The sequence below is a fragment of the Blautia sp. Marseille-P3087 genome (genome assembly GCF_900120195.1).
GTDB lineage: Bacteria > Bacillota > Clostridia > Lachnospirales > Lachnospiraceae > Blautia_A.
This window is the reverse complement of sequence record NZ_LT635539.1, coordinates 1798430-1815122: the sequence shown is the minus strand read 5'-3', so window position 1 is coordinate 1815122 and position 16693 is coordinate 1798430. Positions and strand designations below refer to the sequence as shown.

Below are 16693 nucleotides of genomic sequence, written 5' to 3'. Positions count from 1 at the left end.
AATCAAGACGAAAATTTAAAAAAGTTGTTGACAGGTTGACATTGCTATGCTATAGTGAAGAATGCTATATTATGGCAAGGATATGCCTGTTTATCTCAAACCGTAAACAGGATCATGTTGTAAAATAAATAAAAAAACAGGGGTGAAACGTCAATGGAAAAAAACAGAATTCGTTCTGTAAAAACTGGAAAAAGCATGCGCATGAGCTACCAGAGACAAAAAGAAGTTCTGGAAATGCCGAATTTGATTGAAGTCCAGAAAGATTCCTATAAGTGGTTTCTCGATGAGGGCCTCAAAGAAGTGTTTGATGATATTTCTCCGATCGCGGATTATGGCGGAAAGTTCAGCCTGGAATTCATCGATTTCACGTACGATGCAAAAGATGCAAAATACACCATCGAACAGTGCAAAGAACGTGACGTAACTTACGCGGCACCTTTGAAGGTTCGCGTGCGACTGATTAACAAAGAAACAGAGGAAATCAACGAACACGAGATCTTTATGGGAGATCTTCCGTTAATGACAGAGACAGGTACTTTTGTTATCAACGGTGCTGAGCGTGTTATCGTTAGCCAGTTGGTGCGTTCCCCTGGTATCTATTATGCGATTGCACATGATAAAATTGGTAAGAGATTATTTTCCAGTACCGTTATTCCGAACAGAGGTGCATGGCTGGAATATGAGACTGATTCCAATGATGTCTTCTATGTACGTGTGGACAGAACCCGTAAGGTTCCGATCACTGTGCTGATTCGTGCCCTTGGTATCGGCACCAATGCAGAAATCGTAGAATTATTTGGTGAAGAGCCAAAAATCCTCGCAAGTTTTGCAAAAGATACATCTACCAACTATCAGGAAGGTCTTCTTGAATTATATAAGAAGATCCGTCCGGGCGAGCCGCTTGCGGTAGAGAGCGCTGAGAGCCTTATCATGGCAATGTTTTTCGATCCGAGAAGATATGACCTTGCCAAAGTTGGACGTTATAAATTTAATAAGAAACTTCACTTTAACAAACGTATTGTCGGACACAAGCTTGGTGAGACTGTTGTGGATCCGTCTACAGGAGAAATCCTTGCAGAAGAAGGAACCAACGTAACAGTTGAACTTGCTGACAAGATTCAGAATGCAGCAGTACCATTCGTATGGATTCAGGGTGAAGAACGTAAGATCAAAGTTCTTTCCAGTATGATGGTCGATATCACTGCGCATGTTGATCTTGACTGTGATCCGAAAGACTTAGGTGTTACAGAATTAGTATACTATCCTGTACTCGAAAAGATTCTGGAAGAAAATGATAATCTTGAGGATATCAAAGCTGCTATCCAGAGAGATATCCATGACCTTATTCCGAAGCATATCACAAAGGAAGACATCCTTGCTTCCATCAACTACAATATGCATCTGGAATACGGAATCGGACATGATGACGATATCGACCATCTGGGCAACCGTCGTATCCGTTCTGTTGGTGAACTTCTTCAGAACCAGTATCGTATCGGTCTTTCCAGACTGGAAAGAGTTGTACGTGAACGTATGACAACTCAGGATACAGAGAATGTTTCTCCGCAGTCCCTGATCAATATCAAACCTGTAACTGCAGCAGTGAAAGAGTTCTTCGGTTCTTCTCAGCTGTCACAGTTTATGGATCAGAACAACCCTCTTGGTGAGCTGACACATAAGAGACGTCTTTCCGCACTGGGACCTGGCGGTCTGTCACGAGACAGAGCAGGATTCGAGGTACGAGATGTCCACTATTCTCACTATGGTCGTATGTGCCCGATCGAGACACCTGAAGGTCCGAACATCGGTCTGATCAACTCCCTTGCATCCTATGCAAGAATCAACGAATATGGATTCATCGAGGCTCCATATCGCAGAATCAATAAAGAAGATCCGGCAAATCCGGTCGTAACGGAAGAAGTTGTTTACATGACAGCAGATGAAGAGGATAACTATCATGTAGCACAGGCGAACGAGCCGCTGGATGAAGAAGGACATTTCGTTCATAAGAACGTATCCGGTCGTTTCCGTGAAGAAACACAGGAATATGAAAAACGTATGTTTGACTACATGGACGTATCTCCTAAGATGGTATTCTCTGTAGCTACAGCGCTGATTCCGTTCCTGCAGAACGATGATGCTAACCGTGCGCTGATGGGATCCAACATGCAGCGTCAGGCAGTGCCGCTTCTTACAACAGAGGCTCCTGTAGTTGGAACCGGTATGGAAACAAAGACAGCAGTCGATTCCGGTGTTTGCGTACTTGCAAAGAAATCCGGTACTGTTCTTCGTTCCACATCTACTGATATTACGATCAAAAACGATGACGGAACAAAAGATGATTATCATCTGATCAAATTCCTTCGCAGTAACCAGAGCAACTGCTACAACCAGAAACCAATCGTGTTCCAGGGTGAGCATGTAGAGGCTGGTCAGGTTATCGCAGATGGTCCTTCTACCGCGAATGGTGAACTTGCCCTTGGTAAGAACCCACTGATCGGATTCATGACATGGGAAGGTTACAACTATGAGGATGCTGTCCTCTTAAGTGAAAGACTGGTAATGAACGATGTTTACACTTCTGTCCATATTGAAGAATATGAAGCAGAAGCCAGAGATACAAAGCTCGGACCGGAAGAGATTACACGAGATGTTCCGGGTGTCGGCGATGATGCTCTGAAAGATCTGGATGAGCGTGGTATCATCCGCATCGGTGCAGAAGTTCGTGCCGGTGATATTCTTGTCGGTAAAGTTACTCCTAAGGGCGAGACAGAACTGACCGCAGAAGAACGTCTTCTGCGTGCTATTTTCGGTGAGAAAGCAAGAGAAGTCCGCGATACTTCCCTTAAAGTTCCTCATGGTGAATATGGTATTATCGTAGATGCCAAAGTATTTACAAGAGAGAACGGCGATGAGCTGTCCCCTGGTGTAAATCAGGCAGTACGTATTTATATTGCTCAGAAACGTAAGATTTCTGTTGGTGACAAGATGGCTGGTCGTCATGGTAACAAGGGTGTCGTTTCACGAGTACTCCCTGTTGAAGATATGCCATTCCTGCCGAATGGACGTCCGCTGGATATTGTACTGAACCCTCTGGGTGTACCTTCCCGTATGAACATCGGTCAGGTCCTTGAGATCCACTTAAGTCTTGCTGCCAAAGCTCTTGGATTCAACGTTGCAACACCTGTATTTGATGGTGCAAGCGAAATTGATATTCAGGATACTCTGGAACTGGCAAATGATTATGTAAATATTGAAGACTTTGAAGAGTTCCGTGCAAAATATCAGGATACACTTGCTCCTGATGTCATGGAATATCTTGACGAGCACAAAGACCACAGAGAACTGTGGAAAGGCGTTCCAATCTCCAGAGATGGTAAGGTACAGCTTCGTGACGGACGTACCGGCGAGTATTTCGACGGTCGTGTAACAATCGGACACATGCACTACCTGAAACTGCATCATCTGGTTGATGATAAGATCCATGCACGTTCTACAGGTCCTTACTCACTCGTAACACAGCAGCCTCTGGGTGGTAAAGCTCAGTTTGGTGGACAGCGTTTCGGTGAGATGGAGGTTTGGGCTCTGGAGGCATATGGTGCTTCTTATACACTGCAGGAGATCCTGACCGTTAAATCCGATGATGTTGTTGGTCGTGTGAAGACATACGAAGCAATCATCAAAGGTGACAATATCCCTGAACCGGGAATTCCGGAATCCTTCAAGGTACTGTTAAAAGAACTTCAGTCTCTGGGACTTGATGTCAAAGTTCTCAAAGATGACAATACAGAAGTACATTTACTCGAGTCCGTAGATTATGGCGATACAGATCTTCGTTCCGTAATCGAAGGCGACAGCAGACATCACAGAGAAGAAGAATCCTTCGGTAAACATGGCTATACAAAGCAGGAATTCGAAGGTGAAGAACTCGTAGATGTTGAAGAGGATGAGGACGAAGAAGATGATTTCATCGATTTCGACGAATCCTATGATGATGAAGACGACAAGTAAGAAAGGGGAAAGAATACATGGCAGAAACAACCACAGCCAATGAAACATATCAGCCAATGACTTTCGATGCCATCAAGATCGGACTGGCGTCCCCTGAGAAGATCAGAGAATGGTCCAGAGGTGAGGTACTGAAACCGGAAACCATTAACTACCGTACTCTGAAACCAGAGAAGGACGGACTTTTCTGTGAGAAAATTTTCGGGCCAAGCAAGGACTGGGAGTGCCATTGTGGTAAATACAAAAAGATCCGTTATAAAGGTGTTGTCTGTGACCGATGCGGTGTAGAAGTTACAAAAGCATCTGTCAGAAGAGAACGTATGGGACACATTGAGCTTGCTGCTCCGGTATCCCATATCTGGTATTTTAAAGGAATCCCGTCAAGAATGGGACTGATCCTTGATCTTTCTCCGAGAACATTGGAAAAGGTTTTATACTTTGCAAACTATATTGTGCTGGATCCGGCAGACTCCGGACTTCAGTACAAACAGGTTCTTACAGAGAAGGAGTATCAGGATGCGCGTGAAGCATACGGATACAACTTCCGTGTAGGAATGGGTGCAGAGTCTATTATGGAACTGCTCAAAGCAATTGACCTCGAAAAAGACGCTGCAGAGCTGAAAGCTGAACTGGTTGATGCTACAGGACAGAAACGTGCCAGAATCATCAAGAGACTGGAAGTAGTAGAGTCCTTCCGCGAATCAGGAAACCGTCCGGAATGGATGATCATGACCGCAATCCCGGTTATCCCGCCGGATCTGCGTCCTATGGTACAGCTTGATGGTGGACGTTTTGCAACATCTGACCTGAATGACCTGTACAGAAGAATCATCAACCGTAATAACCGTCTGAAACGTCTTCTGGAGCTGGGCGCACCGGATATCATTGTGCGTAACGAAAAACGTATGCTTCAGGAAGCAGTAGACGCTCTGATCGACAACGGTCGTCGTGGCCGTCCGGTAACAGGACCTGGAAACAGAGCCCTCAAATCTCTTTCCGATATGCTGAAAGGTAAATCCGGACGTTTCCGTCAGAACCTGCTCGGTAAACGAGTTGACTACTCCGGACGTTCTGTTATCGTTGTTGGACCGGAACTTAAGATTTATCAGTGTGGTCTTCCGAAAGAAATGGCAATCGAGCTGTTCAAACCTTTCGTTATGAAAGAACTCGTTGCAAACGGAACTTCACACAACATCAAAAATGCTAAAAAAATGGTTGAAAAGCTTCAGCCGGAAGTATGGGATGTACTGGAAGATGTCATCAAAGAACATCCGGTTATGCTGAACCGTGCACCTACACTGCATCGTCTGGGTATCCAGGCATTTGAGCCGATCCTTGTAGAAGGTAAAGCTATCAAACTTCATCCACTCGTTTGTACCGCGTTCAACGCTGACTTCGATGGTGACCAGATGGCTGTTCATCTTCCGCTTTCACAGGAAGCTCAGGCAGAGTGCCGTTTCCTTTTGCTTTCACCAAACAACCTTCTGAAACCTTCAGATGGTGGTCCGGTAGCCGTTCCTTCACAGGATATGGTCCTTGGTATCTACTATCTGACACAGGAAAGACCTGGAAATCCGGGAGAAGGTAAGTTCTTCAAGAGCGTAAACGAAGCAATTCTTGCTTATGAAAATAAAGTTATCACTCTTCAGTCAAAAATCAAAGTTCGCTGCACAAGAACTCTGGCAGACGGAAGAGAAATGACAGGTATCGTAGAATCTACACTTGGTCGTTTCCTGTTTAACGAAATCCTTCCGCAGGATCTTGGATTCGTAGACAGAAGCATCCCGGGCAATGAACTTCTCCTTGAAGTTGATTTCCTGGTAGGTAAGAAACAGCTGAAACAGATTCTGGAAAAAGTCATCAATACACACGGAGTAACAAAGACAGCAGAAGTTCTTGATGATATCAAGGCTACCGGTTACAAATACTCCACACGTGCTGCAATGACTGTATCCATTTCCGATATGACTGTGCCGCCTCAGAAACCAGAGATGATCCAGAATGCACAGAATATCGTTGACAAGATCACAAAGAACTACAAACGTGGTCTTATTACCGAAGAAGAGCGATATAAAGAAGTCGTTGAAACATGGAAGAAGACTGACGATGAGCTTACAAAAGCACTTCTGAATGGTCTTGATAAATACAACAACATCTTCATGATGGCTGACTCTGGTGCCCGTGGTTCCGACAAACAGATCAAACAGCTTGCAGGTATGCGAGGTCTGATGGCTGATACAACCGGTCATACGATCGAACTTCCTATCAAATCAAACTTCCGTGAAGGTCTTGAAGTACTGGAATACTTCATGTCTGCGCATGGTGCTCGTAAAGGTATGTCCGATACAGCGCTTCGTACAGCCGATTCCGGTTACCTGACCAGACGAATGGTTGACGTTTCTCAGGAACTGATCGTTCGTGAAACCGACTGCTGTGAAAACAGAGACGAGATTTCCGGTATGTATGTCAAAGGTTTCATGGATGGCAAAGAGGAAATCGAAAACCTTCAGGAGCGTATCACAGGACGTTTCTCCTGCGAGACGATCACAAACAAAGATGGTGAAGTCCTTGTTAAAGCAAACCATATGATCACACCAAAACGTGCTGCCCGTATTATGAAAGAGGGCGTAAACGCAAATGGTGGTCCGATCGATGAAGTTAAGATCCGTACAATTCTGACCTGTAAATGCAAGGTTGGTGTCTGCGCGAAATGTTATGGTGCAAACATGGCAACCGGTGAAGCAGTTCAGGTTGGTGAGTCTGTTGGTATTATAGCAGCTCAGTCTATCGGTGAACCTGGTACACAGCTTACCATGCGTACATTCCATAGTGGTGGTGTAGCCGGTGGAGATATTACACAGGGTCTTCCTCGAGTTGAGGAGCTTTTCGAGGCAAGAAAGCCGAAAGGTCTTGCTATCATCACAGAAATCCCTGGTGTTGCTGTAATCAACGACACTAAGAAAAAGCGTGAGATTATCGTTACAAATCCGGAAAATGGCGATTCTAAGACATACCTGATTCCTTACGGATCACGTATCAAGATCGTTGACGGACAGGTTCTGGAGGCTGGTGATGAGCTGACAGAAGGTAGCGTAAACCCACATGACATTCTGAGAATCAAAGGCGTTCGTGCAGTTCAGGATTACATGCTTCGTGAAGTACAGCGTGTATATCGTCTGCAGGGTGTTGAGATCAGCGATAAACATATCGAAGTTCTCGTTCGCCAGATGCTGAAGAAGATCCGTATCGAAGAAAACGGAGATACAGATTTCCTTCCGGGAACACTTGTTGATGTTCTTGAATTTGAAGAAGTCAATGAAAAACTCGAAAAAGAAGGAAAGACACCTGCAGAAGGAAAACAGATTATGCTTGGTATCACCAAGGCATCTCTGGCAACAGAGTCCTTCCTGTCAGCAGCATCCTTCCAGGAGACAACTAAGGTTCTGACAGAAGCAGCAATCAAAGGTAAAGTAGACCATCTTGTAGGTCTGAAAGAAAACGTTATCATTGGTAAGCTGATTCCGGCCGGAACAGGTCTGAAACGTTACAGAGATATTCAGCTTGATACCGGGATGCCGGAAGAAATACCGGCAGAGTCCGAAGAAACTGCAGAAGCACTTCCAGAAGATGAAGAACTCCTCACAATGGATGATGCTGATGAAGAAATTCTGGACGATGTGGACGAAGAGCCGACAGAAGATACAACAGAAGAGTAAAAATATAGAGTCCCCAACTGTACTGCGGTACAGTTGGGGCTTTTTTGTCAGCAAATCATTCTTTATGAAGCTCTTATAAATATTGTATGAAAAAATCTGGAAAAATATCGAAAATTACAGACAGAGAAAGGTGGACATGCTATACTAGGAGCATATGAGAGATTATAAATGAAAAGAAATTTCAAGAAGGAAGGGAGGGGAATGATGGACAAACATCTGCCGGTATCTGTGTGGCCGGAATGGAAAATTGTTGAAAAAATCGGCGAAGGTTCTTTTGGTAAAGTTTATAAGGCATGCCGGACGGAGCAGGGAACAACATTTTATTCTGCAATAAAAGTCATCACAATCCCCTCAAATCAGGGCGAGCTGAGCAGTGTTCGCTCTGAAAGTCCAAATGAACAGTCAGTGAAGGAGTACTTCCAGGGACTTGTTGATGAGTGCATTCAGGAAGTCAGTACAATGGAATACTTCCGTGGAAATTCTTATGTTGTTTCCGTTGAAGACTACAAAGTAGTGGAATATCTGGATGACATCGGATGGGATATTTTTATCCGAATGGAATATCTTACAAGTTTTATGGAGTATTGTGCGGAGAATCCACTGAAAGAAGAGGATGTGATCCGCCTTGGAATAGATCTTTGTAAAGCACTGGAGTATTGTCAGTGCCAGAATATCATACATCGCGATATCAAACCGGAGAATATTTTTGTATCGAGATTTGGCGAATTCAAACTGGGAGATTTTGGAATTGCCCGTGAACTGGACCGGTCGATGAGCGGATTATCTAAAAAAGGCACATTTTCCTATATGGCCCCGGAGATGTATAAAGGCGAAGAATACGATGCCAGGGTAGATATCTATTCACTGGGAATTGTTTTATATAAACTCTGCAATCATAATAGACTGCCTTTTATCAGTCTGCAAAAGCAGCTGATTACATACCATGACAAAGAAAATGCGCTCAATCGAAGGATGTCCGGAGAAGAATTGCCGATGCCGGTGCAGGCAGATAAGGTTTTGAGCGAAGTGATCCTGAAAGCATGTGCTTATGACCGCGATGAACGGTATCGGACAGCAGAAGAGTTCCGGGAAGCACTGGAACGTGTAAAAGCCGGTGAAGATATTTCGCCAAAACACAGTCAGCACAAACATAAACAGACCAGTCATCCGGCCAAAATTATGGATGGGACGACAGAGCAGCCGGGAGAAAACTTCGAAAAAACTGTGGCAGTCCGAAAACCGGTACAGAAACAGGCAACAGTTTCAGAGTTAAAAAAGAGTGTTCCACAGAGGAAACCAGCGAAAAAGAAACGCAAAAAATTTGATCCACTGGTAGCCGCAGTTCTGATCATGTTTATAGCTGTATGCGTAATTATCGGTGTATTTATCTGGATGCTCAGGGCAAATGCAGAACTACAGCAACTGAAAAAATCCGTAACAGAAACAGTTCAGACTGCAGAGAACAAACAGCTTCAGGAGACTCTGGAGAAGATTCAGGCTCAGGCTACAGAAATCAGTGATAACCTGAATGATTACAGCTGGATCGGTTCAGAAGATCAGGGAAAGATCAGCTATCTGAAACAACTTGATGATGGTAATGTTCAGTTGATGAAGGTTCTGATCTATCCTTCTATGTCAAAGGACGGGTATTATCAGGAGTATTACTATTGGGACGATGAGTTGTTTTTTGCTTACATATGGGCGGATAGCCATACATTGAGTACTTTGAAAGACAGAGAACAGAAGGTTGACCGTTATTATTATGATGATGGCGAATTAGTACGCTGGATCGATGAAAAGAACCGCTGTCATGATAACGAAACTGACAATGATGAATACAAGAGTCGTGGAGAAAAGTACTGGAATCTCGCAGAAGAATATAAGAATCAGCTGAATCTTTCAACTGAAAATAACACTGAATCATAAGAAAGGGTAGAATATGGCATATCAGATTAAATATGCATATACGTGTCATATCGGAAAGATACGTAATAATAATGAAGATAATTTCTGGTGCTGCGGTGAATTTCTGAATGCGCAAAATCAGGGAATGAGCCATATTCAAAGCGGCTGCAGGAAACAATCGGAACTTCCGGTAATGGCGGTATTTGACGGAATGGGCGGTGAGAGCTGCGGTGAAATGGCTGCATTTCTTGCAGCAGAATCCTGTGGAATGCATTATAAAGAACAAAAAGACCGTATAGGTAGAGAGGGAGAGCAGTTTTTGCTTGAAGCCTGTGAAAAAATGAATCAGGCAGTATGTGATTATGGGACAGAAAACAGAATCGACAGCATGGGAACAACTGCAGCAATGCTTGCATTTGGCGAAGATATGATTTATGGCTGCAATCTTGGGGACAGCAGGATATACAGAAGCAACTGTGAGAAATTCGGACAGATTTCCGAGGATCATACATTAGGCAGACATTTTCTGGGTAAGGCTCCACTTACGCAGTATCTGGGAATGCAGGAAGAAGATCTGAAACTGGCGCCATCTTTGACCAGTTATCCTGTTGTAGAAGGTGACCGATATCTGATCTGTTCGGATGGGATTACGGATATGCTGTCTGATGGTGAGATCGCAGATATTTTTACAAGGGAGATTCCGGTAGAAGAAACTGTTCAGGTGCTGGTTGAACGTGCTTTGAAAAAAGGCGGCAGGGACAATATTACTGTAATTTTATGTGAGGTAATGAATCAAAAAGAAAACTGGTGGAAACGTATGTGGAACCAGTTAAAAAGACATGAAGGTGATATATCATGAAAAATCGAATGCAGGATCTTGACTTTGAACAGACGGTTGCTTTTGACTCTGTAAAGGACTTTGAATTCACGAGAAAGGCAGCGCAGAGATTCCGACAGGTAGTCAGCCTCGACGGATTTGAAGATGAAGATGCGGATGTAATTTTTCATTATTTATATAAAGAAATGGAATTGGTCTCTTTTGGAGATCATCTGAAACGATACATTTATGAGCGTGCAGGGCTGGAAGAACCATACAATGAGGTGACACAGGATATCTACCGGGATATTGTAGTGGAATCTTTCCATGAAACATGTACGCCGAAATCTATGAATCCGACTTCAACGAAGCTTACGTCGCTTGCAAATAACTGGCTGACGCAGGCTTCTGTTAAACGTGAGACCGTTTTTCTTCTTGGATTCGGACTGCGGATGAGCGTGGAAGATGTATCGGATTTTCTGACCCGTGTACTGAGGGAACAGGATTTTGATTTCCATAATCCGGATGAGGTGATCTACTGGTATTGTTATTATAAACAGTTTGGTTACCATAAGGCAGAAGAATTAAAGAAAAAATATGAGAAACTTCAGCCGGATGCAAACTATACAGATGCGCCGCAGGTGTATTCCGGGAAAATTTGTCTGGACACAGAAGAAAAACTTCTGGCATACCTTGCATATGTGAAGGCAGGGACAGATGATCCGATGTCCGAAAAAAGTCAGGCATTTCAGGAGTTTGTACGCTTGCTCACAAAGTCAAAAGAAATTATTGCCCGTATGTATCAGGGGGATGAAGAGGAAAAGTCCAGAAATAGAGTGTGGAATATTTCAGATATCACGGATTCCGATGTGGAAAAAGTTATTTGCAGCGGAATTCCTGTAAATAAGATGGGAAATTTAAAGAAAATGTCGGCTTCAATTCTGGCAAAGCACTTTAGCCAGAAACGTTTCAGCAGACAGAGAATCAACAGTATTCTGAATCATAAATTTCCAGTAGAAAGATTTGACCTGATCACTCTCGAATTTTTTATCGTGTCGCAGGAAATGCAGGATGATGATCCTTATAACCGGTATCATCATTTTCTGGAAGAAATTCAGGAAATTCTGCACAAATGTGGTATGAGTGAGATTTACATTGTAAATCCGTATGAGTGTTTCCTTCTGATGTGTCTTCTCACGGACTGTCCGCTGGCAGTATTTGCAGATATCTGGGAGATGTCCTATGAAGAAGACAAGAAGGATATTTCATAACTTACTCGTTGTAATAGCCATAGATAAGCCTTGCATCTTGTGCAATGGATGCCTGGGCTGCACCGGAATCAGTGAGATCCTGTGACATAAAGCAAACGGCCAGATCAATGCCTTTTGCAGTGCTGTATATGATGCCGGCATCGTTTTCAACATCATCGAGCTCGCCGGTTTTGTTGGCAACTTTTACACCTTCCGGAAGATTCGCAGGGATTTTATTTCGTCTTTCCTGCATTTTGAGAAGAGAGTACATAGCATCCGTATGAGAAAGTGTAGTATCGGTGGTACCTGCATTACTCTGGTAGATTTCTTTCAGAAAGTGGCCGCAGTCACTGACGGAAGTATAGTTATCACCGTAGGTATTGTCCTGAAGAAGGAGTCTGCCCATGGAAGTACTGGTATATCCATGAGACTGACAGAAGTTGTTTACAGCATTCATACCTGCGGAATCGTCACCGTATCCGAGCATGTTGACAAGAGTGTTGGCGGCATCATTATCACTTACGGTAATCATAGGATTCAGATAATTGTTGATGGAGTCAGCTCCGTATGTATCACAAAGTGAATCAAAATTTTCATAGACGGCACCCATGATGAAAAGTTTGATCAGGCTTGCGGCCTGCATCTGCTGATCGTCAATGGTGCCTTCTGTATTTTTCATAAGATTGCACACATATACAGACCATGTGCCGTTATCTTGCGGAAGCAATGGCTTAAGCTGAGAAAGCAGGTTATCCAGACTTTCATCCGTGGAATCAGTGAAAGAAGATGCGTGAGATGGTGAAAGTGTGCCTTCTTCCTGTGAATCCTGATTTGTGTAGTCGGAGGCACCGGTAGCATCAGTGTCAGAAGCTACATTACTGAGCTGGTCATTCAGACCGGCAAGTTCCTGTGCCTGTTTCACGAGGTTGGCGGAGGCATCGGAAAGCTCCTGCACAGTTGTCTGAAGTCCGGAAACTTTTGAACGCAGATCAATCAGATCACGCAGAGAATGGAGTGTCAGTGCACCGAGTGCGAGAATGACAAGTGCAAGAAAAATAATGACCGCATAGAGAAATGAAGGGCGGTTTTGTTTTTGTTTTTTCATGAGAGTGGTCCTTTCTTCAATTTACCTGACTGAATACAGAAGTCGGAACATCGGCAGATGATTCGTCGGAATCCATATGCTCCTGAACAGCAGGCTGCTTTGGTGAGGATTTTTTTTCATAATAATTAAGTAGATCTTTTTTGCTCTGGATGGCGGTGTCAAACGAGGCCTGCGCTTCGGTCAGCGTATATTGTTCTTTATTGATCTGAGAGACGAAAGTTTCGAACTGTTTTCGGGTATCCAAAAGCTGTCCTCTGGTCTGGATACCAATGAAAAATATGCCGGCTATGAGCAGAAGAACGGTGATAAACAGAAGGACTGCCGACAGGCTGAATTTTCTTTTCATAAAAATCCTTTCTTATAATATAGAAGTAAAATGATAAAGTGTAAATTTGTTTTTATTATTATAATAAGAGTGGGCACAAAAAGCAATCATCATAAAATCGTAAAATAAAGAAAAAATCCTGTAAAATGGCTTGACAGCCGTATTTTTACAGGATATAATGAGCAAGCGTGCAATAGGAACGCTGTTTTTTTGTGCGCAATATTTATTCATTTGACAATAGCAACCGCGCAACCCCATGGTAAACCATGGAGAAATCTATCGGGAGGTGAAATGGAATGCCAACATTCAACCAGTTAGTAAGAAAAGGACGTCAGACAGCTGTAAAGAAATCTACAGCACCGGCTCTGCAGAGAACATTCAACTCTTTAAGAAAGAAAGCTGTTGAACAGTCTGCACCACAGAAACGTGGAGTTTGTACAGCAGTTAAAACTGCAACACCTAAGAAACCTAACTCAGCTCTTAGAAAGATCGCCAGAGTTCGTCTTTCCAACGGAATCGAAGTAACAAGCTATATCCCAGGAGAAGGTCACAACCTTCAGGAGCATAGCGTTGTTCTTATCCGTGGTGGTCGTGTTAAGGACTTACCTGGTACCAGATACCACATCATCAGAGGTACACTGGATACCGCAGGTGTAGCAAACAGAAAACAGGCCCGCTCCAAATATGGTGCTAAGAGACCTAAGAAAAAATAAAGTAGAAAAAAGTAATCAATCGAAGATTCACTTATAACTATAAATATTGTACGGTATTCCATATACCCTGTCGGTTGCGGGTTAAATATAGGACTTTACCAGTGCGAACACCTTAGTTTTAATAGTGAGTACCGATGATTTAATCATTTTGATTAAGGAGGGAAGTAACGTGCCACGTAAAGGACATACTCAGAAAAGAGACGTTCTGGCAGACCCGATGTACAACAACAAAGTGGTTACCAAACTTATCAACAACATCATGTTAGACGGTAAGAAGGGTGTCGCTCAGAAGATTGTATACGGCGCATTCGCCAGAATCGAAGAAAAAGCTGGCAAACCAGCTATCGAAGTTTTTGAAGAGGCTATGAACAACATCATGCCACTTCTCGAAGTAAAAGCAAGACGTATCGGTGGTGCTACTTATCAGGTTCCGATCGAGGTAAGAGCAGACAGACGTCAGGCACTGGCTCTTCGCTGGCTCACCACATATTCTCGTAAAAGAGGCGAGAAGACTATGGAGGAGAGACTTGCAAACGAGCTTCTGGATGCAATGAACAACACAGGCGCATCTGTTAAGAAGAAAGAAGATATGCACAAGATGGCTGAAGCAAATAAAGCATTTGCTCACTATCGTTTCTAATCAAGGAGGAAAATCCAATTGGCTGGAAAAGAAGGTAGAGAATACCCGCTTGAGCGTACCAGAAACATTGGTATCATGGCTCATATCGATGCAGGTAAGACAACTCTTACAGAACGTATCCTTTATTATACAGGTGTCAACTACAAAATCGGTGATACTCATGAAGGTACCGCAACAATGGACTGGATGGAGCAGGAGCAGGAGAGAGGTATCACAATTACTTCCGCCGCTACAACATGTCACTGGACTCTGCAGGATCACTGCAAGAAGAAACCAGGTGCTCTGGAACATCGTATCAACATCATTGATACTCCAGGACACGTAGACTTCACCGTAGAGGTTGAGCGTTCACTCCGTGTACTTGACGGCGCTGTCGGCGTCTTCTGTGCAAAGGGTGGTGTAGAACCTCAGTCAGAAAACGTATGGCGTCAGGCTGACACTTACAATGTACCGCGTATGGCATTCATCAACAAGATGGATATCCTCGGTGCAAACTTCTACAATGCTGTAGATCAGATCAAGACTCGTCTTGGTAAAAACGCTATCTGCTTACAGCTTCCAATCGGAAAAGAAGATGAATTCAAAGGTATCATCGACCTTTTCGAAATGCAGGCTTATATCTACAATGATGAGAAAGGTGAAGACATTTCTATCACAGATATTCCGGAAGATATGCAGGAAGAAGCAGAACTTTATCATACAGAACTCGTAGAGAAAATCTGCGAACTGGATGACGATTTAATGATGGAATATCTGGAAGGTGAAGAACCGTCTAATGAAAAATTAAAAGCAGTTCTTCGTAAAGCTACTTGTGAATGTACAGCTGTACCGGTATGCTGCGGTACTGCATACAGAAACAAGGGTGTTCAGAAACTTCTGGATGCAATCATTGAATACATGCCTGCTCCAACAGACATTCCTCCAATCGAGGGTGTTGACCTGGATGGCAACCCGATCGTGAGACATTCTTCTGATGAAGAGCCGTTCTCCGCTCTGGCATTCAAGATTATGACAGACCCATTTGTTGGTAAACTGGCATACTTCCGTGTATACTCCGGTACTATGAATTCTGGTTCTTATGTACTCAACGCTACTAAGGACAAGAAAGAACGTGTTGGCCGTATCCTTCAGATGCACGCTAATAAACGTATGGAACTGGATAAAGTATATTCAGGAGATATCGCTGCAGCAATCGGTTTTAAATTCACCACAACTGGTGATACAATCTGTGATGACCAGCATCCGGTAATCCTTGAGTCCATGGAATTCCCGGAACCGGTTATCGAGCTTGCAATCGAGCCTAAGACAAAAGCTGGACAGGGTAAACTTGGTGAAGCTCTTGCAAAACTGGCAGAAGAAGACCCGACATTCCGTGCACATACAAATCAGGAAACAGGTCAGACAATCATCGCTGGTATGGGTGAGCTGCATCTGGAAATCATCGTTGACCGTCTGCTTCGTGAATTCAAAGTAGAGGCTAACGTTGGTGCACCTCAGGTTGCATACAAAGAGACTATTACTAAATCAGTAGACGTTGACAGCAAATATGCTAAACAGTCTGGTGGTCGTGGACAGTATGGTCACTGTAAAGTTAAATTCGAGCCTATGGATGCCAACGGAGAAGAACTGTACAAGTTCGAATCCACAGTTGTTGGTGGTGCTATTCCGAAGGAATACATCCCGGCAGTTGGTGAAGGTATTGAAGAAGCTATGAAAGCTGGTATTCTGGGTGGATTCCCGGTAGTCGGCGTTCATGCAAACGTATACGACGGTTCTTATCATGAAGTCGATTCCTCTGAAATGGCATTCCACATTGCAGGTTCCCTTGCATTCAAGGATGCTATGCAGAAAGCAGCTCCGATTCTTCTTGAGCCTATCATGAGAGTCGAAGTTACTACTCCGGAAGATTACATGGGTGATGTTATCGGTGATATCAACTCCCGTCGTGGTCGTATCGAAGGTATGGATGATATCGGCGGCGGTAAGATGATCCGTGGATTCGTTCCGCTTTCTGAAATGTTCGGATATGCAACAGACCTTCGTTCCAGAACTCAGGGACGTGGTAACTACTCCATGTTCTTCGAGAAATACGAACAGGTTCCGAAGTCCGTTCAGGAAAAGATTCTTTCTAAGAAAGACTGATGATATAAAAAAGCTTGCAAATATCCTTGATTTGCAATATAATCAAGGATAGCAAGTCAAAAACTGATAAAA

At 43.6% G+C, this 16693-nt stretch carries 10 protein-coding genes; 8 read left to right on the top strand and 2 right to left on the bottom strand.

Annotated elements, in window-relative coordinates; genetic code table 11:
* The first annotated feature begins 153 nt into the window (after nt 1-153).
* The 5 genes from rpoB to BQ7344_RS08655 all read left to right on the top strand — a co-directional run bounded on the left by rpoB (nt 154) and on the right by BQ7344_RS08655 (nt 11717).
* The gene (rpoB, locus tag BQ7344_RS08675; protein WP_072522263.1) at nt 154-4011 is read left to right on the top strand and encodes a DNA-directed RNA polymerase subunit beta; all 3858 of its coding nucleotides are present in this window, start codon (nt 154-156) and stop codon (nt 4009-4011) included.
* Between the two features lie 17 nt (nt 4012-4028).
* Nucleotides 4029-7724, top strand: a complete 3696-nt coding sequence (rpoC, locus tag BQ7344_RS08670) for a DNA-directed RNA polymerase subunit beta' (protein ID WP_072522262.1) — start codon at nt 4029-4031, stop codon at nt 7722-7724.
* 201 nt (nt 7725-7925) lie between these two features.
* On the top strand, nt 7926-9650 hold the full coding sequence (locus BQ7344_RS08665) for a serine/threonine-protein kinase (protein WP_235816081.1): 1725 nt from the start codon (nt 7926-7928) through the stop codon (nt 9648-9650).
* 13 nt (nt 9651-9663) lie between these two features.
* Nucleotides 9664-10488 carry a PP2C family protein-serine/threonine phosphatase gene (locus tag BQ7344_RS08660; protein ID WP_072522261.1) on the top strand — a complete coding sequence of 275 codons (825 nt, stop codon included), beginning with the start codon at nt 9664-9666 and terminating at the stop codon, nt 10486-10488.
* A complete protein-coding gene (locus tag BQ7344_RS08655; protein WP_072522260.1) occupies nt 10485-11717 on the top strand; it encodes a hypothetical protein in 1233 nt (410 codons plus the stop codon). Before BQ7344_RS08660 ends, BQ7344_RS08655 begins: the two co-directional genes overlap by 4 nt.
* A gap of 1 nt (nt 11718) precedes the next feature.
* Here the strand turns inward: BQ7344_RS08655 and BQ7344_RS08650 are convergent, their stop codons facing one another.
* Nucleotides 11719-12801 carry a serine hydrolase gene (locus BQ7344_RS08650; RefSeq protein ID WP_072522259.1) on the bottom strand — a complete coding sequence of 361 codons (1083 nt, stop codon included), beginning with the start codon at nt 12799-12801 and terminating at the stop codon, nt 11719-11721.
* A gap of 16 nt (nt 12802-12817) precedes the next feature.
* Nucleotides 12818-13147 (bottom strand): hypothetical protein, encoded by a 330-nt coding sequence (locus tag BQ7344_RS08645; protein ID WP_072522258.1) that lies wholly within the window; start codon nt 13145-13147, stop codon nt 12818-12820.
* Between the two features lie 275 nt (nt 13148-13422).
* Here BQ7344_RS08645 and rpsL point away from each other — a divergent pair, with 275 nt between their 5' ends.
* The 3 genes from rpsL (at nt 13423) to fusA (ending at nt 16621) form a co-directional block, all read left to right on the top strand.
* A complete protein-coding gene (rpsL, locus tag BQ7344_RS08640) occupies nt 13423-13839 on the top strand; it encodes a 30S ribosomal protein S12 (protein ID WP_005423305.1) in 417 nt (138 codons plus the stop codon).
* Nucleotides 13840-14008: 169 nt separating this feature from the next.
* On the top strand, nt 14009-14479 hold the full coding sequence (gene rpsG, locus BQ7344_RS08635; protein WP_044925146.1) for a 30S ribosomal protein S7: 471 nt from the start codon (nt 14009-14011) through the stop codon (nt 14477-14479).
* A gap of 18 nt (nt 14480-14497) precedes the next feature.
* A complete protein-coding gene (gene fusA, locus BQ7344_RS08630; RefSeq protein ID WP_255367462.1) occupies nt 14498-16621 on the top strand; it encodes an elongation factor G in 2124 nt (707 codons plus the stop codon).
* The last annotated feature ends 72 nt before the right edge of the window (nt 16622-16693 follow it).

Coding starts and splice junctions, on each gene's coding strand:
- rpoB (WP_072522263.1), top strand. CDS start 154: ATGGAAAAAAACAGAATTCGTTCTGTAAAAACTGGAAAAAGCATGCGC.
- rpoC (WP_072522262.1), top strand. CDS start 4,029: ATGGCAGAAACAACCACAGCCAATGAAACATATCAGCCAATGACTTTC.
- BQ7344_RS08665 (WP_235816081.1), top strand. CDS start 7,926: ATGATGGACAAACATCTGCCGGTATCTGTGTGGCCGGAATGGAAAATT.
- BQ7344_RS08660 (WP_072522261.1), top strand. CDS start 9,664: ATGGCATATCAGATTAAATATGCATATACGTGTCATATCGGAAAGATA.
- BQ7344_RS08655 (WP_072522260.1), top strand. CDS start 10,485: ATGAAAAATCGAATGCAGGATCTTGACTTTGAACAGACGGTTGCTTTT.
- BQ7344_RS08650 (WP_072522259.1), bottom strand. CDS start 12,801: ATGAAAAAACAAAAACAAAACCGCCCTTCATTTCTCTATGCGGTCATT.
- BQ7344_RS08645 (WP_072522258.1), bottom strand. CDS start 13,147: ATGAAAAGAAAATTCAGCCTGTCGGCAGTCCTTCTGTTTATCACCGTT.
- rpsL (WP_005423305.1), top strand. CDS start 13,423: ATGCCAACATTCAACCAGTTAGTAAGAAAAGGACGTCAGACAGCTGTA.